The following is an 18505-nucleotide window of genomic DNA, read 5'->3' on the forward strand; positions in this document are numbered from 1 at the left end:
ATCTCTGTGCCCCATTCATCGCGCTCTTGCCTCACGCGAGGAATGAGACGTAAACCTTCCGAATCTCCTCGTTACGCCGAAGCAGCCGAGGCACTCGTAGTCGAAGCGTTGCGCTCCGGATCAGACAGCAACTGCTGCAGCTCACCCTCAGCCACCACTTTGCCGTCGAACAGGTGTACCTGCCGCTGCGCATGCGCCGCAAACCGAGGATCGTGGGTCACCATGCAGATCGTCGCGCCCTCAGCGTGCAGATCGGCCAGCAGATGCATCACCGCCTCGCCGTTCTTCGAGTCGAGATTACCCGTCGGCTCGTCCGCCAGCAGGATCGAAGGCGTCCCCGCCAGCGCTCTGGCCACGGCGACACGCTGCTGCTGACCGCCTGAGAGCTGTGCCGGATAGTGCCGCATCCGGTGCGCCATGTTCACGCGCTCCAGAGCATTCTGTACGCGATCTTTACGCTCGGAAGCCGGCATCCCCGCGCGATAGGTCAGCGGCAGCTCGACGTTCTCATACACGGTCAGGTCGCCAATCAGGTTGAAGCTCTGGAAGATGAACCCAATCTCCTGGTTGCGAATCCGCGACCGGTCGCCGAACTTCAGGTTCGCGACCTCCTTCGAGTTCAGCGTGTAGCGGCCATCGCTCGGCGTATCCAGTAGGCCAATGATCGACAGCAGCGTCGACTTCCCGCAGCCCGAAGGCCCCGACATCGCCACATACTCCCCACGCCCAATGTTCAGATGGACCCCCGAGAGCGCATGTGTCTCGATCTCGTCCGTGTAAAAGACCTTGGTCAGCTTTTCAATCTCGATCAGATTATCCGCCATAGCTTCCTCTCCTCGTTTCAAATAAGTCCCGCGTGCAACCTAGCCAGAAGCCCGTCAAACCCGCTAAAACTCAGTAACCGCCGCCGTCGCCTTGAACAAAAATTCCGCCATCGACCCGGTCGTTTCATCCAGAAACTCTGTCAAAGACACGGCCTCCTCAAACAGGAAATCCGCTATCGATGCCACCTCGTCAGCCAGTAACTCTGCCGTGGACCCGACCTCCTCAAACAAAACATCCGTCATCCTAAACATCTCAACCGCCGTCACCACAAACATCGCAAGATCCGTCATCCCGACCCTGAGTGAAGCGAAAGGGAAAGATCCCGTCATATTTCCTCCCGCCATCGTTCTTTACTCAATCCGCAACCGGTCATTCGTATCCCACCTCGACATATCCGACAGCACCACTGTGTCTCCCGGCTGCAGGCCTTCCAGCACCTGGATGCTGTTTACCGAAGCCCGCCCAACCTTCACCGGCACCTTCACCGCCGTCGTTCCGTCCGCCGAAACGCGGAACAGACTGATCGTGCTGTTCTCATTGCCCAAAGCCGGCCGGCCAACGTAAACCACGTCTGCCATCCGGTCCAGGTCGATCGTTCCATCAACTGAGAGATCAGGACGCGCGCCCTGCGGCAACGCTCCTGCTAGCTCTACGTCAACCGTGACCGTTCCGTTCTGTACGGCGCCATCAATTCTTGTCACCTTGCCCGGGATCACGCCGTTATGCGTGTCTATCTCTGCCGGCTGGCCGATCTGGATGTCACGGGCCTGCGTCTCCGCAATCTTGAGCGACGCCTTCAACTGGTCCGGCTGCACGACTTTGGCGAGAGTGATCCCCGGAGCAACATGCTCACCTACTTGGTGTGGCAGGTCGACCAGAACGCCGTCGATCCCAGCCTTCACGCTCAACGCATCAAGCTGTCGCTGCTTCAGCGAGAGAATCGCCTTGGCCTGATCCACCTTCGTCTGCGAGACCGCAAGCTGCGTAGAAATCGACGCCTGGTTCAGCGTCAACCGCTGCTTTTCCAGATCGTCGCGCTGCTTCAGTTCGTCGCTCTTACCCTTCGAAGCGCTATAGGTCAGGCCGCTGATCACGCCCAGGTCGTACAGGCTCTTGTCCGTCTGTGCCTGCAGCGCCGCCTGCTGTTGGTCCGCGCCCACCGTGGCCGCTCCCGCCCGCTGCGTCATCAGGTCGCTGTTCACCTTCGCGCGTGTATTTTCGAGGTCCGCGAGCGCCGCCTTCAGCTGCAACTGCGCGTCCAGCAGCTGCTGCGTCAGCGTCGGATCGACAAGGTCCATCAACACCGTGTCAGACGTCACCTTGGTGCCGGGAAGCACGCGGATACGCACCACCGTCGCCTCGGTCTCCGCCGGGATCAGCCGCAGCCGGTCCTCGCGCGGGACGAGGGAACCGGGTCCCCGGACCTGCCGCACCAACGGCCCGCGCTTGACCACGTCCGTCCAGATCGCGCTCCGCTCGACGGAAGGAACCGCCGGCTTCAACCGCACTACGAAAAACGCAACTGCCGCCACCGCGACTAGCGCCACTGCGGCAAACGCCCAGGTACGACGTTGCCTCCGAACTTTCAAGTCTGGCCTAGAGATATCCATCGCCAGAGATAGAAGCAACTGCCTAGCCGTCCAAAAGCCGCCCACGCACATGCAAATAAAGGACTTAGGTTAGCTTTAGGACTCGTCCCTGTCCGGTTTTGGGAATCAGTGTCCACAATCGGACAGTGCGCTCTGGGGGTCTCCCGGCACACCGACCCCCCAGACGCAACAAACCCCGCGATCATATTGCAATCGCAGGGTTCCAGTATCCGGAGAATAGGTTAGATAAGCGTTCGCTGACGCTTTTGACTAATTTGTTTCGAATGAGATGGGATCAGCTAGCTGCAGAGACGGGCCTTCTCACGGAAGAACCGGAGGCGATCCATCCACACTGCGGCGTTTACCGTGTCTCGGTGGCGAAGGGAATAGTCTACGAGCGACCCAGAAGCCTTCGCGGCAGCTTCGAAGAACCGCGCCCGCCAGGTGGGAGCGCTCACAATCCGTTGAAAGGGGGCATCAAAATACGTACGCATCGATATAGCTCCAAGTTTGTATCTTCTGATACCGTTTACTGCCTTTTGCTTGTCAAATCCAACCGGGCCCCGCCTCAACTGGGCGACATCTATAAACTCTTCATCGTTCAGGGTCTGTCAGGTTCAATCCACAAAGCGCAAATCTTCCACCTGAGGGCCGCTGCTTCCGTGCCCAACGGTTTTTGCATCGCAGTTTGTTTCAGAGATACCGATAAACCAAGGCTAAGAAACTAAATGGTTCATGTCAGGCAACTAAATGTTTAGAAATTGAATCGTGGGAACGGACTAATAATCGCATCAAAGCGCCGAATTAGAACCCACTGTTTTCTTCGGATTACCTTTATCCTGAAGGTAACCACCCGAAGTTTCGAATTGAATTGTTACCTCGATACCTCCTCTGCTCGCTCTTTACCACTTGTTTCCACAAACACCAAAAACCCTTCACAGTTTCTCGCACTGCATACATTGATCTTTTGTTACGGTTTCGTCAATAGGCGACATGCATTCGCGCAAAGTAACCCTTAATCGCAGCCCCAAAGGGGACCGAAAACAGCTTCTCGTCTTGTGATACGTTCAGCGAGAGAGGTTGGATGATGTCTCGAAGCGAAAGTTACCACTGCGATGTCTGCGGGAAGCTCAAAATGGAGACCGACCTGTGGTGGATGGCCTGGGTCGATTGTTTTAACGGCGGAAATCCCGGCGAGGATCAGCCATTGCTCAAACTCACGCGGTGGCACAGGGCGCAGGCGCACGAGGACGAAGTCAAGCACCTCTGCGGCGCTCGCTGCTCAGAGACCTATATGGAGAGGTGGATCACCAGCCAGCGCGAACACCCCGAAGCTCATTGCGAGACATAAAGACCTGCTACGCGCGAAGCAGTCACTTCGTGACGTGTATTGGGCTTTGAGTGGCCCGACCGTTGGTCGGAAGATAGAATACGTGGCACCACGCGAAGCAGTATACAAGTCACGAATTGACCGCCGCCCGCGCAGGGCGCCTTACTGCGGTTTCTTATCTTCAGGCTTCTTCTCTTCGGGTACTGAATCGATCTGCTTGCCGTTGAAGAGGATGGTGCTCGTCGAGCGGAACTGGCTGTAGTTTGTGTACTTTACCGTCGACCGCATATGCACGTCCTGGCTCAAAGCGCCACTCTGAGCGGCGAAGTGCAGGTTGCCTTCGGCCTTGGTGTAGGTCGGAAACCAGTACTTTCCGTCGATCTGTTCGTAATAGGTAGTGAATGGGGGCTGCAAATCCTCGTGGCCGCGGCGGGTATCCTGCGGAACCGTGGTTCCGTTTACTAGAACGATCTGGAAGTCCTGGGTGTCGACCCAGACTTTGCCTTTGAAGTAGTGTTTGCCCTTTTCGAGCGTTTTTGGGCCCGCGTCAAAGACGTAGGTTTCGAGGTCGTCGACGTGCTGCTTCCCTAGATAGGTAACGTCGTATTGGGGGAGATCTTCGGTGGTCAGAATGAAGGGAAGACGGTGCTCGATCTCGTCTAAGTCATTTGGCGTCATGATGACGCGTTCCAGCGAGTTCTGAGGGGCGAAGACGACGTGCTCCTCACGCCGGCCTTCTTTTGAGAAGGAGATGTCGGTGACCTGCTGATACTCGCCGTCGACCTTATTGGTGTCTTCGGAGATGGTGTCGATCTTTACGGACTGGCGGAAGGTGTAGTTTTCCCGGGCTTGTTTGAAGGCGCTCTCGCGCGCGCCGAACTTTTCGATGACCTGCTGCGCAGTCATTCCGGTTGGCGGAGTCGGGTCGAGCGGGCCGAAGCCCTCGACAGAATCCTGCGCAAACGCAGTCATTGCAACACCAAACAACAGAATCGCCCCAAGCCAACGCATCGTGGACCCCAACCCTTCGCACACCTGACGTTAACGATAGACGGCTATCAGGGTGAAATGTTCCGAAGATGCGTTTTAGAGAGGTAAAGAGCAGATGCGGGTGACAAAATAGACAATTTGGGGCCAATCTTCCACTTGAAAGGTTGCTATAGTCCCAAGTTCCGCAGATGTTCCACGTGGAACATCTGCGGGGTTTAGCCGATATCTTTGGCATTTTTGGAACGTAATAAACTGGCGCGATGAGATCCATCGCCACACTCCTTCTTGCCGCAGCCAGCACCGCCGTCTTTGCCCAGGCCCCGATCGTTCGCCGTCCCGCAGTTGCGCAACATCCGATGACGTTCGAAGACATGATGCGGATGAAGCGGGTCAGTGATCCGCAGATCTCGCCTTCAGGCAAGTGGGTGCTGTTTTCGGTTGTGGACGTGGAGCTGGGTCGGAACTTGAAGACCAGCCATCTGTGGGTGGTTCCGGCGGACGGGAGCTCGAAGGAGGTCCAGCTTACGAATGGGGCGGGTGAGTCGGAGGCGAAGTTTTCGCCCGATGGGACGCGCGTTGTGTTTGTGGCGAAGGGGCAGCTCTACCTGGCGGCATGGGATGAGAAGAAGGGGCGGCTGATTCCCGCGGTCGAGTTGACGCATATTGTGACCGAGGCGGATGCGCCGATCTGGAGCCCGGATGGGAAGTCGCTAGCGTTTACCAGCGATGTGTACCCGGAGTGCTCGAAGGGCGTGGTCTTCGACGGTGCGTGCAACCAGAAGGCAGAGACGGAGGCTGGGCGTGCGCCGACGAAGGCGCTGGTGTTTGATTCGCTGCTGTACCGGCACTGGGACCACTTCCAGGGAGCCAAGCGGTCGCACATCCTGATGCTGCATGTAAGCCGTGCGGGATACATCTTCGACCTGACGCCGGTGGAGGACTGGGGCAAGGATGTGATCGCTCCGAACTTCTCTCTCGGCGGGCCGACGGGGTACGCGTGGGCGCCTGATTCGAAGGAAGTTGCGTTTGTGCTGAACAACGACAAGGTGCCTGCGGCGAGCACGAACAACGACATCTACACGATTGACGTGACCCAACATGACGCTCAAGGAACGGAAGGCATCAAGGGATGGTCGCCGAAGAAGATTTCGACCTCGCCGGGAAGCGATGATGGGCCGGCTTACTCGCCCGATGGGAAGTTTTTAGCATTCAGGTCGCAGGCTCGGGCGGGGTATGAGTCGGATCGGTTTCGGCTGATGCTTTATGAGCGGGAGGCGAAGTCGACGAAGGAAGTTTTGCCGAACTATGACTCATGGGTTGATGAGTTTGTTTGGACGCCTGACTCTGAGGAGATCTACTTCCTGAAAGCGAATTCGGGCGAAGAGTCGATCGTGAAGACGAGCCTGAGCGACATTCTGCATCGCACGAGTCATCTGACACGCGACAGCGGGGAGTATTCCGACCTGCGGCTGACACCGGACGGCAAAGGCATCATCGCAAGCCGAATGAACGTGAACCGGCCCTCCGAAATAGTCAGCTTGAATTTCTCCCAAATGAGCACAGAGCAGACGGAACTGATCTCTGATCCTGTCCAATCCCGCACTCCTCCCCCAGCCCGGCCACGTTCGGTCGTCAAGAACAATGAGTTGTCTTGGAAACACACGGAGAAACTTCACGACACGGGCAGCGTGGCAATTACTCATGAAAATGATCAAACGCTGACTGGTCTCGATCTCTCGAGCATGGAAGACTTTTGGTTTCATGGGGCAGCCGACCAGGAAGTTCAGGGCTTTATCATCCGACCGCCGAAGTTCGATCCGGCAAAGAAATACCCACTAAAATTCCTGATCCACGGCGGGCCGCAGGGGGCATGGGGGGATGCGTGGAGCTATCGCTGGAATGCGGAGTTGATGGCTGCCTCTGGGTATGTGGTGGTGATGATCAATCCGCGCGGGTCGACCGGCTATGGGCAGGCCTTTATCGATGGCGTGAATGGCGACTGGGGCGGCAAGCCATATGTCGATTTGATGAAGGGGCTCGATTACGCCGAGGCGAAGTATCCGTTCATCGACAAGACGCGGGAGTGCGCTCTGGGCGCGAGCTACGGTGGATACATGGCGGACTGGATTCTGACGCATACGAATCGCTTCGCCTGCATCGTGACGCATGACGGGATGTTCAACCCGCAGAGCGCGTATGGGGCGACCGAGGAGATGTGGTTCAACGAGTGGGAGTTCCGTCGGCCGGGTTCGAGCGAGCCGGGGCAGCCATGGAAGTACGCTTCGGGGCCGGTGGCCGAGGACCCGTTCAGGAAGTGGTCGCCGATGCTGTCCGTACAGAATGCGAAGACGCCTACGCTGGTGATCCATTCGCAGAAGGACTATCGGCTGGATGTTTCGGAGGGGTTCCAGTTGTTTACCGCGCTGCAGCGGTTGAATGTGCCGAGCAAGATGCTTTACTTCCCGGATGAGGGGCACTGGATTTTGAAGCCGCAGAACTCGAAGCTTTGGTATGAGACGGTGGGGGATTGGTGCGATCAGTGGACGCACTCCGGTAAGTACGCGGCGGATACTGTGGGGACGGGGAAGTAGCGGGGATCTGGAGGGTATTCGGCATCGGAGGAATCCCACCCATGACCAAAAGCGAGTCATGGGTGGGGCACCCGGCAACCGGGTGTTGCGGCCCGGATTGTGTGGGCGGGTGCGGGAAGAAGTCTCAGCTTGAAAAAGTTGAATGCCAGATCGCTGCGAGACGCCGTGAGCAACGTGATGGCTACGCCTTCTTACCGGATCGCCGCGCAACGCCTGCAGCAGGAGATCGCCGGGCGCAACTCGCTTGAGAGGGCATGCGAGATCGCGGAGGCGTTGCTGCTGCCGGAATGACGGTTCTGTGCAAGGATGACGAAGGTGCAGAGAGTCGGGGAGATCGATGGAACGGCGACGATTTTTGAAGGATGCGGCGGCGACAGCGGGAGTGCTGGCGCTGGTTGGGTGTGCGGGGCGGAGGCCGGTTGCGGCTTCATCTGCTGGGCAGACGATTCCATCGGCGCTGCCGTTTTACGATGCTCTGCCGCCGATTGTGCCTATCCGGGCACATATGGATCGGATCTTTCGGATCACGGTTTGTTTGCGGCCTTTTCGCGCGACAGGACCGCGGCTCGATGCGGAGCGCGTGGGCGACAAGCTGGTGGTGCATAACTATGGGCATGGCGGGAGCGGATGGTCGCTGTCGTGGGGGTCTTCGAAGGTAGCCGTGACCAAGGCGATGCGGGATGGGGAGAAGGAGATTGCGGTGATCGGCGCGGGAGCGCTGGGGCTGACGTCTGCGATTACGGCGCAGCGGATGGGGGCTCGGGTGACTATTTACTGCAAGGAACGGGCGCCGGAGGTGAGGTCGGCGCGGGCGACCGGGAGTTGGACGCCGGACTCCCGGATTGCGCTGACGGATAAGGCTGACGCTGGGTTTGGCGCGCTTTGGGAGGAGATGGCGCGGACATCCTGGAGCATGTACCAGAGCTACCTGGGGATGCCGGGCGACCCGATCGAGTGGACGGATAGGTACAAGCTGGATGATGGCGAGGATGAGGCTCCCGCTACTCCCGCTGCGCCGGGTTCGCCTAAGCCGCTGGAGTTTGCGAGCTATCGGGAGCGGATTCGCGACATTACGCCGAAGTGGCAGGCGCTGCCGCCGGGGTCGCATCCGTTTCCGGTGAAGAACGTGATTCGGAATTCGGGGCTGAGCTTCAATGTGGCGGACTACTCGCGGCAGTTGATGAATGACTTTTTGATCGCGGGCGGGAAGGTTGAGACGGCGGAGTTTCATGCTCCGGGCGACCTGGCGGCGCTGCCGCAGAAGGTGGTTGTGAACTGCACGGGGTATGGGGCGCGGGCGCTTTGGTCGGATGAGTCGATTGTGCCGGTGCGCGGGCAGATTGCGTGGCTGATTCCGCAGGAGGGCGTGCATTATGGGCTCTACTACAAGGACTTAGGCGTGCTGGCGCGGAGGGACGGGATCGTGGTGCAGGGGAATATTCTGGACGACATGTATGGATATGGAAGGACGGATGAGGTGGCGGATCGGGTGGAGGCTGAGGCGGCGGTGCAGACGTTGATCGATTTGTACAAACGTATGGGTGCAATGCGGAAGGTCTAGGGTTGTTATCGCTCGTGGCAGAAAGCTCCGAGCGGTTATGGTGATGCGAGCGGAGTGCAGGTCCTTCGACTGCGGTTGGCGCGAAGTGCGCGCCAACCTTTGATCAGGATGACGGTTTTCGGGTTGAATGGAAGCTTAGACAATGGCGTTTCAGCGGGCGAAAAAACGGGAGCCGGTGGGCGAGGCGGGGTTGTTTGAGTACGCCGTGGGGACTCTTGCACGGAAGATGCGGACGGTGCGCGATCTGCGGCGGCTGATGCGGAATCGGGCCGAAGAGGGTGAGGCGGGCGAGGCGGCGATGGATGCGGTGGTGGCTCGGCTGACTGAGCTTAAGTATCTGTCGGACGACCGGTTTGCGGCGGACTACACGCGGCTGCGCAAGGAGAACCAGAAGTTCGGCAAGAGGCGGGTGCAGCAGGACCTGGCGCAAAAGGGGATTTCGAAGGAGCTGGTCGCTTCGACGATCGCTACAGCTTATGAGGATGTCGATGAGGTGGCGCTGGCTCGGGCGTATTGCGAGAAGAAGCGGATGAAGCAGCCTTCTGGGGCGGACGCGCAGAAGGAGACGGTTCGGGTGATGAACAGGTTGATGCGGGCGGGGTTTAGCTCTACGGCGATCTTTAAGTTGCTGCGTGCGTGGAACGTTGCTCCGCCGGTGGAAGAGTCGGATGCGGTTGATCTTGAGGATGACTTGCCGCAGTTTTAGAGATTGGCTCAGGAGGTTTCGCCTGGAGACTTTCTGGGATCGGAAGATCATCCTGAGCGTCATACGTTCCCATCCATGGCCAAAAGCTAGCCATGGATGGGGCACCCGAGCTTGGTTACGGCAACTTTGAACGCGCAGTATTACAGGGCGCGGACCAGGCGGCCGGGGAGCGAGAAGAGAGCGCCGATGAGGTCGAAGACGCCTTCGAAGACTACGCCGACCAGCCGGAACGGAAGCAGGACGAGCCAGATCAGCGGATAGAGGACGACGGCCAGCAGCGCGAGCGGCCAGCAGAAGACGATCAGAACGCAGAAGAGCAGAAGTTTGAGCACGGGAACTCCTTCAAGAAGAGATACGCGCTTGAGCGGGCGGCGGTTCCAGATTAATGCAGTTCCTACTCGCTGAGCAGGTCGTAGTTGTAGTTCAGTACGAGGCGGACGGGCGGGGCGGTCAGTTTGCCGAGGTTGACGGTCTGATCGACTGTGCTTGAGCCCTTGATGGGCATGTGGCCGAGGAAGATGGTGCGCTTGTCGCCGAGTTCGAGATAGAGGGGGACAGGCATGGCGAACTCCGGCGAGACCTTGGACTGGGTAAGTTTGAAGTGGGCGATGGTGTCGTCGCCCTTCTTGTCGAAGTCGGAGGTGATGGTGTACTTCGGAGTCTCGGTGCCGTAGACGTAGGCGTTGAAGAACCAGTCGAGCTTGTGATTGTGGTCGATGTCCATGGAGGCGGTCATGTGGCGTTCCATGACGGCCTTGAAATCTTCGGTGGTGGCGGGCTGGTTGCGGTAGGAGTTGACGAAGTCCTGCATGGCCGACTGGAAGGGTTTTTCGCCGTACTGCGGGGTGTAGAACTGCATCTCCAGCATGTGCAGGATGAAGGCGCCCTTGGGGTAGATGAGGCTGGTGTAGACGCTGTCGCCGGTGCGGGTGTTGCTGACGAGTGTGCCCATGGTGACGGGGCCGACGTCTACCGGGCGGTAGCCCATGGCGTTCTTCTCGAGCAGGCGTTTGTGCAGGAGCGCCCAGAAGTCTCTGTACTCCTTGTCTGTCTTATTGGTCTCAAGCAGGAAGATAGAGGCGGAGAAGTCGGCGAAGCCCTCGCTCATCCACTGGTCGCGATAGCTGGCGAAGCCGACGGTCTGGCCCCACCACTGGTGGGCGACCTCGTGGGCGGTGACGACTTTCCAGTAGCTGGGGTCGCCATCGAGGACACCGATCTGGTGCTGGATGGTGGAGTCCCAGAAGTAGCAGATGGGGAGATAGACGAGGGTGGGCCAGCTCTGGCCGTAGTTGCAGGCGGTCTGCTGGGTGAGCGAGACGTGATCGTACTGGAGCGGGCCGAAGAACTCGGTGTAGATCTGGATGGCGGCGTCGCCCTCGGAGGTGGCGCGCTTCAACATGCCGGTGGTCGACAGGGTGCCGACGGCCATGCCGGAGTTGCGCAGACCTTCATAGTTCTCCGCGAGCGAGGTATTGGCATAGCTGATGACCTGCAGGTCCTTGTTGCGTTCGCTGGTGTTGGTCTGGAAGGCACCGAGGTTGAATCCGGCGACGGCGAGGGGCGTGTTGCTCTGCCAGACGCTTAGCTGCTGTTTGCCTTCAATTTTTTCGGAGACGCGGTTGCCGGTGGCGACGACCTCGACCGTCTTGGGGGTGTGGAAGGTCATGCCGTAGAAGGCGTAGTTGCCGAGTGCACCGCGCATGTTGGGGTACCAGCTCTCGCGCGCGACGAGGTAGTAGTTATCGTTGCCCATGTCGAGGACGGCGTCCTTGCCCGCGTAGGCGGTGGTGAGCTGGATGCTTTCGCCGCTTTTGAGCGGCTTTTGCAAAAGGACGGCGAAACCGGCGTCGCGGAGCTTGTCTTCTTGGATGAAGTCGAGGGCTTCGCCGGACGGGCCCCAGACGCCGCTGACGCGGAGAGTGGGAAAGAGTTCGAGGGGGAGAACGGTGATGCCACTTTGGGTGGCGGTGATAGCAGTCACCGCGGTGGCGGTGAGCTTGCCGTTGCGCTCGATATTGGCGTCGATGGTTTGTTGCGTGACGCGGAAGGGAATGTTGTTGGCAGGGCGCGGGAGTTTGCGCTGGGATTCGGAGGGGAAGCCGAGGGCGATGTCGTAGGTGCCTTCGGAGGAGGTGAGCAGGGCCACCTCTTCGGGCGCGACACCGATGGCGCCGTGGGGATCGACCATGTAGATGAGGCGTTTGGAGAAGAGCGGACCCTTCATCTCGGCTAAGAAGAAACCGCCTCCAGCGGGCTGAGTTGAGCCCTGTGGCGGCATGTCTTCGAGGAGGCGAGCCTCGAGATCGTACTTGAGATCGTGACGGAAGAGGGTACGCATCTCCTCGCCCTGGCCGGCGGCGTTGCCGGAGCCTGCGGCGGTGCCGGTGGAGGCTTTGCGGAGCTCTTCGGCGGTGGCGTCGGTGAAGGCGAAGACGGCACTGGTGAAGTGCTGGTCGAGCACCTCGGTCTTCATGACGTTCTTGAGCTGACGGCGCTCAATGGCGTTGGGCGGGACGAGGTGGAGGGAACCTTCGCCGAGGAAGACGGCCCCAGTGGTGATGCCGCTGACCGGGCCGTAGAGGTAGACGGTGCCGTTCTCAAGCGTGAAGACAGCGGCGTCGCGCTGGAAGGATAGATGGCTGACGGTGAAGGCTTCGCCGTTGACGGTGCGCAGGCGGAGGGCCTGATAGACGGAGTTTGCGTTTGGGGCGTGGGCGGGATCGAGCTTATCGGGAGCCTTGAGGGGAGCGGGTGGTCGATTTTTTGCGGTCTGTTCAGGGCGACGGGCGAGCTCTGGCTGCTGGGCTTGGGTTGAAGAGGCAGAAAGGACTAGAGCAAGGCAGAGGGAAAGTTCCCAACTTCTCAGGTTGATCATGGGTTAGGCGAGTATTCCATTACGGGTATTTGTGCGCAATGGGAATCTTGCGGCGTGGGTGGCTGAAAGGTCCGGACAGCTGAGGCAGGTACTAGCGGTCTCGGGGTCCTTCGACTGCAGCGCTTCGCGCCTTCGCTCAGGATGACGGATCTTTGGGAGATGGATAATGCGGTGGCAGACCCACCCATGGCCAAAGGCGAGCCATGGGTGGGGCACCCGGCCGCCTACAACCACTTAAGACAAATGCGGGGGTCTCTCCACTCCGCTTCGCTCCGGTCGAGATGACGGGGTACCGTCAGGGGCTGAAAAATTCTGGTGGTTGCGGCGCGTGAGCGGAGATGCAGGTCCTTAGACTGCGGCGCTTCGCGCCTTCGCTCAGGATGACGGATTTTGGGAGTGGATGATGCGGTGGCAGACCCACCCATGGCCAAAGGCGAGCCATGGGTGGGGCACCCTCATCTGGTTCTGTGCCAGAGATGCTTCAGAAGTGGAAGATGATGTCGGTCGCGAAGGTGAGCGCCTGGGTCTTGCCCAGGCCAGTGGGGATGACTGCGCCGGGGCCGTGGAGCGTGACGCTTTCGAGATTGGCGATGGAGGCTCCGGGCGAGATGTTGAGGGCAGTTACGCCGTACTTCGCGTAGGCGTGGGTGTAGCTGAGTTCCGGGCGGAAGGTGATGGTGGAGCCAGCCCAGAAGTTGAAGCCGACCATGTGCTCTTCGTAGTAGGCGGGAGTGCCCGTGCGTTGGCCCTTGATGTCGTCGACGAGTTCGTTGCGGATGTTGAGCGAAGCCTGGTTCTTCCAGAAGCTGTGCTCGACGTAGTTGGTGATGGCCCACTCGGGAGCGAAGCAGCGGCTGGACTGCTTCGTGGCCAGGAGACGAGGGTCCTGGCAGACTGCGCCGAAGTTCAGGTTCACGCCGCCACCGGTGGTCTCGGGAAAGGGAGTCGCGGCTGAGTTTGCGTAGAGGCCGCCGCTGTCGTACCAGTACATATTGGGGACGTCTTTCATGTACTGGTACCAGCCCTCGGTGTCGGTGTGCCAGGTGGGGCTGATGCGGTGGTACCAGGTCTCATAGAAGGCGGTGAGGTTGTTGTAGGCGTACTTGCCATCATTGATGGAGTTGTCGCAGGTGTTGAGGGCGTCGCCGCCGTTCGACCAGGTGTAGGTGATGCAGGCGTTGCCGGTGAGCTTGGCATCGGTGGTCCAGGGCGCGGTGTCGCATCCGGGAGAGATTCCGCCCTGCACGGTCCAGTGATCGTTGATCTTCACCGTCGCATTTACACCGACCTGGGTGTAGCAGTCCACGGTGTAGAGGATGGAGTGCGAGTAGCTGTAGTTATTGGGAGCGAGCTGGGCCTCGATGTCGGGCAGCGAGACGTAACGGCCGACACGGACGGTCATACCCTTGGCGACTTTGGGAAAGTAGCCCTCCAGATAGAACATGACCGGGTCGAAGCCGTACTGGGAGTTCTTGATCAGAAGCTGTTGGCTGAGGATGCCGTGCGAGGTGGTGAAGCGGTAGTCCGTGCCGTAGAGCAGGGTAAGGCGGTAGCCCCAGTCAAAGTGATCTACCTGGGCGGTGTTCTCAATCTTTTCGAAGTAGAGGACGGCCTGATCGAGCTGGACGGTGTTGGAGTAGACGTCGTACGCGGAGGGGAAGTTCGACAGGATGCCCTTGGCGGCGTTGCTCTTGTTGTTGGTTGAGCCGTTAGCGCCGATCTCGATGAAGCCGTAGATCTTGTTAACGCCCCGGTTCTGGTTGATGGCCTGCATGAGCGGGTAAGTCTGGCCGTCGGGGACACCGATGGTGACGGTTCCTCCGATGGGCCAGTCGGAGGCAGGGAACGGCGGCGAGGAGAGCGGGGTGGGAGTTCCGCGGCGGTCTTTTTGAGGGACGGCGGTGGTGGGGCCGTGGCCGGCCCAGTCGGCAAGATAGGCGCGTCCGAGACGGTGGAAGAAGCCGTTGTCGGGATCTACGGCGGGGGCGGTGGTGGGGGTGCCGTCGGCGTTTAGTGCCGCAGCCGTAGAGGCGGGTGTATCGAAAGCGAATCTGGTGGCGCTGGCGGGGAGGGCGATCAGGCTGGGCGCAAGCAACAGGGGTGCGACGGAGCGGCAAAGCTTGGAGATAATGCGGTTCATGGGCCTCATAGCCGGTCGATCTCTCGATCGGCTAAAGGCGAGTCTAGGCAGTGCAGCATAAAGACTGCGTAGGATCGTCATAAAGAAGTCGTAAGTGAGGAGCTTGAGCGAGTTGAGCGGTCCGGACAGGGTGGTGGCAATTGATTGGTCGGGGCGGGTGGACGCGGCCGGGCAGCGGCGGCATATCTGGGCGGGGGTTTGGACGGCGGCGTCTGTCGGCAAGAGCGGCAGGGAGCGCGTCGCGCTGGAGGCGGGACGGACGCGGGAGGAGTTGATTGACTGGCTCATTGAGCTGACGCGGGAGACGCCGCGGATGGTGGTCGGGATCGACTGCTGCTTCAGTTATCCGGCTTGGTTTTTGAAGGAGCATGGGTGCCGGACGGTCTTTGAGCTTTGGCGCAAGGTGGCCGAGGGCAAGGGCGAGGAGTGGCTCCATCGAGATTGCGCGGACGACCGGTTCTGGGGCAAGGGGGGATCGCGTCGGCATGGGCGTAGGCCGGATGAGTTCTGCGGTGCGGGGTTGATGCGAATGATGCGGTTCACAGACGTCGACAACAAGATCACGCCAAAGCTGCTGATGGAGGAGCCGGAGCGGGCGGCGGCAGTGCTGGGGATCACGCCGAAGTCGCCGTTTCAGATTGGCGGGGCGGGGAGCGTGGGGACGGGATCCTTGAGGGCGATGCCGCTGTTGCTGAAGCTGCGGGAGGCGGGGTTCCGAACGTGGCCGTATGAGGCTGCAGACTTTGGGGAGGTCGGGCCGAGGCCTCTGCTGGTGGAGATGTATACGCGGTTGCTGACGGGGGCGGTGAAGAAAAGTAATGCTGCGGCGCGGAAGGCTTACCTGGCGGAGAGGCGAAGAGCTGATGAGGCGTTTGCGGGGATATCGCGGAGGGTTATGGCGAAGGCTGAGGGTAGCGAGGATGCCTTTGACGCGCTGGTGTGCATGGTGGAGATGGTGCGATGGAGGGCGGAGTTTCCTGGGTTGAAAGCGACCGAGGATAAGACGCTGCGCCTGGAGGGGATTACGTGGCGGCCAGGGGTTGAGGGGCAGGCGGGAGGTTGACTGGAGGCTCCGTCGGGCACAGCGAAACCGGACAACCCTTTTCACCGACCGTCATCCCAATAAGCTAAGCGTTCACTAAGTGAATAACATTTTGCATAGACGTGTTGCCAGGTCTATGTGCACTTGTGTTACTTGTTACAGACGCGTTTGTCGCATCTTCCAAATTCACGCAACATGGAGTGGCACATTGGGCCCAATGTCTTTACCTCCCTTCCGGCCGACGCACCGATTCGCCTTCCTGCTGGCCACCGCACTTGCGTTCGGATCTTCTGCCGGGGCACAAGTGGTTCTTTCAGGGCCGCCGACGGTCGGCTCTGCCCAACCGGTGAGCCCGGAGCCAGCGATCACGCGGCCCACGACGACGCCTTGCAAAGTGCAATTGTTCAGCAGTGCCACATTTAACAGTGCCGCAAGCCAGACTTTTTCTTACACTCCGCCGGCTTCATGCGCTGGGCCGTGGGCCAAGGTAGTTTTCACCGCTGATTTCACGGTTGCCAGCGGAGTCCAAACGCCTCGAAACACCTCGATCTATCTCGGGAACGCAACGCTGTTCCGTGGTACGACGGCAATCCCCTCCTCTTCGCTTAGTCCATCCTGGCATGTGGAGGCAGATGTAACTGATCTGTCGGCTCTGTTTGGTGCTTCGCAGTCCGTAGTTGCCGCCTCGATCGCATCGGACTCGACCAACACGAGTCCTCTCTATGCGAGCGCTGAGCTGGACTTCTACCCTTCGGACTTACAAGCGAACCTTGCCCCGACAGTACCCGACCAGGTCATCCCAGTTGTCGCTAGTTCGACGAATCCGGTTCAGTCGTTCACGACGGCAAATCCCCTGACTGTAAGTCTCGCGACACTGCCAAAGAACATGACGCAGCTCTACCTGGACGTGATCGCGCAGCCGGATGAATTGTGGTGGCTTTCATCTCCGAACTCCCAAGTTGCGCCCTACGTCAGGAACAGCACGAACACTACGGCATTGCGTGAGATCGATGTAACGATCGACGGAACACCTGCAGGCATAGCCCCCAACCATCCTTACCTTTTCGCAGGCGGCCTCGACCCGTATCTGTGGCGGCCAATTCTGGGGGCGCAGGCGCTCCACTTGCAGCCTTACCGCATCAACCTAACGCCCTTCGCCGGATTGCTTTCCGACGGCAAAGCGCACACGATCGTCATCAACGACATTCATACAGTTGGGACCGTTTACCTGAACGGTGATCTGCTCATCTACACCGACCATGGCGGGGCGACGACTTCGGGACAGGTCAGCAGCAATACGCTGGCAGCGACGCCTGCCACCACCGTGGCTACCTCTGGAGGCCTCACCAACGGGAACGGCAGCGTCTCAGTGACCGAGTCACTTCAGCGGAGTTTCGCGATCACAGGGTTTACCACTAGCTCCGCCGGCAAGACTACGACGACAGTAAGCGAGAACGTGAACTTCGAAAACTCGCAGCAGCTCAACAACGGGACTTCCCCGGTACGAAACATTCTGCTGGATAACCTGACATCCACGGTCGACTCGACGGTGACCACAACTGGTCCGACGAGTTCAACCACCGCGACTTACCACACCGAAAATCCTCTCCAGGCGTTTATCACGTACACCCAAAACGCGGACGGAACTTACACTCAGGTGACATCGGCGACGGTAAACGATGTAGAGAATCAGCTTGGACCAGGAACACTCAGTTCAAATGCCACGGAGTCGGTGACAGCGGGCGATTCGCTGTCACTCGATTCGAGCCAGGCGATAACGGGCAATAGCGGAGAAACCTCGACCGGCACCTACAATTCGAGCGATTCGCTAGGCAACAGCTACTCCAGCACCTTAAGCTCCGCGAATAATGTGCTGACCGGAGCGACAAGCAACGCCAGTTCAACGGGGTCGACATTGTTTGTCAGCGCGAGCGCGACCACGGTCGCCCAGGGTGGATCGGTCACTTTGACGGCCACGGCCATTCCATTAAACAGCACCCTGGTGCCGACGGGCCGGATCACGTTCTACGCGAACGGCGGGGCGTTGTCGATCGTTTCGCTCTCGGGGGGAACGGTGAGCGTGCCGATCAACTTCAGCCATGTAGGAGCGAATGTGATTACCGCGACCTACGACGGCGACACCAACTTCCTGCCTGAGTCCTCGATGAATCCCCTGACGGTTACAGTGACGCCGGTGGCGGGATCGTTTACCGTTGGGCCAGCATCGCCGACGACTCTGAGCGTGACCAAGGGCAGCACCGGGGTGGTTTCGGTTCCGGTGACCTCGGGTTCGACGTTTGGCGGGGTGGTGGCGATGACCTGCTCGGGAGCACCTTCGGGAGCTACCTGCCTGATCAACCCAAACTCGGTCACTCTGGTTCCGAGCACGAGCACGCAGATCTCGACGCAGACTGTCTCGGTGGTCGTTACCACTACGGCAGCGAGCGCAGCGAACGAGCTGCCAGCGTTCCCTGGATCGACGGCGGGAGCTTTGGGCGGGATCAGCGTGGCTGGGCTCTTCTTCATCTTCCTGCCTAGACGGAGGAGCAAGAGCTGGAAGTCAATGTCGCTGACGGCGCTGGCGGTCTGTGCGTTGGGGCTATGCTCGATGGCGGCGCTGACGGGTTGCGGATCGGGGAGCACCAAGGCTCCGGCGCAGACGGGAACGCCGGCGGGGAACTATACGATCACCGTGACCGGGACTTCGGGGACGACTACCGCGTCGACTACGTTTACGCTGACTGTGAACTAGGCGACACGAAAGGCAGAGCGGCCCGGGAGAGCGATCTTCCGGGCCGTTTTCGTTTAGGGTCAAGAGCCAAGATTCATGCAGCCCCGCAGGAAGGCATACCC

At 59.7% G+C, this 18505-nt stretch carries 15 protein-coding genes; 7 read left to right on the forward strand and 8 right to left on the reverse strand.

Going from position 1 to position 18505, the window contains the following annotated elements; translation table 11 throughout:
- Nucleotides 1-71 precede the first annotated feature (71 nt).
- The 4 genes from HDF16_RS07735 to HDF16_RS07750 all read right to left on the reverse strand — a co-directional run bounded on the left by HDF16_RS07735 (nucleotide 72) and on the right by HDF16_RS07750 (nucleotide 2908).
- The gene (locus HDF16_RS07735; RefSeq protein WP_184215185.1) at nucleotides 72-824 is read right to left on the reverse strand and encodes an ABC transporter ATP-binding protein; all 753 of its coding nucleotides are present in this window, start codon (nucleotides 822-824) and stop codon (nucleotides 72-74) included.
- Between the two features lie 63 nt (nucleotides 825-887).
- Nucleotides 888-1154 (reverse strand): hypothetical protein, encoded by a 267-nt coding sequence (locus HDF16_RS07740; RefSeq protein ID WP_221312592.1) that lies wholly within the window; start codon nucleotides 1152-1154, stop codon nucleotides 888-890.
- 21 nt (nucleotides 1155-1175) lie between these two features.
- Nucleotides 1176-2435, reverse strand: coding sequence for an efflux RND transporter periplasmic adaptor subunit (locus tag HDF16_RS07745; RefSeq protein ID WP_184215191.1), 1260 nt, complete (start codon nucleotides 2433-2435; stop codon nucleotides 1176-1178).
- A gap of 278 nt (nucleotides 2436-2713) precedes the next feature.
- Nucleotides 2714-2908: a hypothetical protein gene (locus HDF16_RS07750; protein ID WP_184215194.1), complete on the reverse strand. Its 195-nt coding sequence runs from the start codon at nucleotides 2906-2908 to the stop codon at nucleotides 2714-2716.
- A 641-nt stretch (nucleotides 2909-3549) separates the two neighbouring features.
- Here HDF16_RS07750 and HDF16_RS07755 point away from each other — a divergent pair.
- Nucleotides 3550-3765 carry a hypothetical protein gene (locus HDF16_RS07755; RefSeq protein WP_246408855.1) on the forward strand — a complete coding sequence of 72 codons (216 nt, stop codon included), beginning with the start codon at nucleotides 3550-3552 and terminating at the stop codon, nucleotides 3763-3765.
- 141 nt (nucleotides 3766-3906) lie between these two features.
- Here the strand turns inward: HDF16_RS07755 and HDF16_RS07760 are convergent, their stop codons facing one another.
- A complete protein-coding gene (locus tag HDF16_RS07760) occupies nucleotides 3907-4755 on the reverse strand; it encodes a hypothetical protein (protein ID WP_184215197.1) in 849 nt (282 codons plus the stop codon).
- 239 nt (nucleotides 4756-4994) lie between these two features.
- Between HDF16_RS07760 and HDF16_RS07765 the strand changes: the two genes are divergently transcribed.
- From HDF16_RS07765 to HDF16_RS07780, 4 genes are all read left to right on the forward strand, one after another.
- Nucleotides 4995-7325, forward strand: a complete 2331-nt coding sequence (locus HDF16_RS07765; protein ID WP_246408857.1) for a S9 family peptidase — start codon at nucleotides 4995-4997, stop codon at nucleotides 7323-7325.
- Nucleotides 7326-7454: 129 nt separating this feature from the next.
- Nucleotides 7455-7616, forward strand: a complete 162-nt coding sequence (locus HDF16_RS07770; protein ID WP_184215200.1) for a hypothetical protein — start codon at nucleotides 7455-7457, stop codon at nucleotides 7614-7616.
- Between the two features lie 46 nt (nucleotides 7617-7662).
- Nucleotides 7663-8886, forward strand: a complete 1224-nt coding sequence (locus HDF16_RS07775; RefSeq protein ID WP_184215203.1) for an FAD-dependent oxidoreductase — start codon at nucleotides 7663-7665, stop codon at nucleotides 8884-8886.
- Between the two features lie 142 nt (nucleotides 8887-9028).
- Entirely contained in the window at nucleotides 9029-9592 is a 564-nt protein-coding gene (locus HDF16_RS07780; RefSeq protein WP_184215206.1) for a regulatory protein RecX, read from the forward strand.
- 140 nt (nucleotides 9593-9732) lie between these two features.
- Here the strand turns inward: HDF16_RS07780 and HDF16_RS07785 are convergent, their stop codons facing one another.
- The 3 genes from HDF16_RS07785 to HDF16_RS07795 all read right to left on the reverse strand — a co-directional run bounded on the left by HDF16_RS07785 (nucleotide 9733) and on the right by HDF16_RS07795 (nucleotide 14610).
- Nucleotides 9733-9924, reverse strand: coding sequence for a hypothetical protein (locus HDF16_RS07785; protein WP_184215209.1), 192 nt, complete (start codon nucleotides 9922-9924; stop codon nucleotides 9733-9735).
- Nucleotides 9925-9986: 62 nt separating this feature from the next.
- Nucleotides 9987-12470, reverse strand: coding sequence for a M1 family metallopeptidase (locus HDF16_RS07790; protein WP_184215212.1), 2484 nt, complete (start codon nucleotides 12468-12470; stop codon nucleotides 9987-9989).
- Between the two features lie 481 nt (nucleotides 12471-12951).
- Nucleotides 12952-14610, reverse strand: a complete 1659-nt coding sequence (locus HDF16_RS07795; RefSeq protein WP_184215215.1) for an outer membrane beta-barrel protein — start codon at nucleotides 14608-14610, stop codon at nucleotides 12952-12954.
- Nucleotides 14611-14722: 112 nt separating this feature from the next.
- Between HDF16_RS07795 and HDF16_RS07800 the strand changes: the two genes are divergently transcribed.
- The gene (locus HDF16_RS07800; RefSeq protein WP_246408859.1) at nucleotides 14723-15673 is read left to right on the forward strand and encodes a DUF429 domain-containing protein; all 951 of its coding nucleotides are present in this window, start codon (nucleotides 14723-14725) and stop codon (nucleotides 15671-15673) included.
- A gap of 196 nt (nucleotides 15674-15869) precedes the next feature.
- On the forward strand, nucleotides 15870-18404 hold the full coding sequence (locus HDF16_RS07805; protein WP_184215221.1) for a peptide-N4-asparagine amidase: 2535 nt from the start codon (nucleotides 15870-15872) through the stop codon (nucleotides 18402-18404).
- Nucleotides 18405-18505 lie beyond the last annotated feature (101 nt).

This window comes from Granulicella aggregans, assembly GCF_014203275.1.
Classification (GTDB): Bacteria; Acidobacteriota; Terriglobia; order Terriglobales; family Acidobacteriaceae; genus Edaphobacter.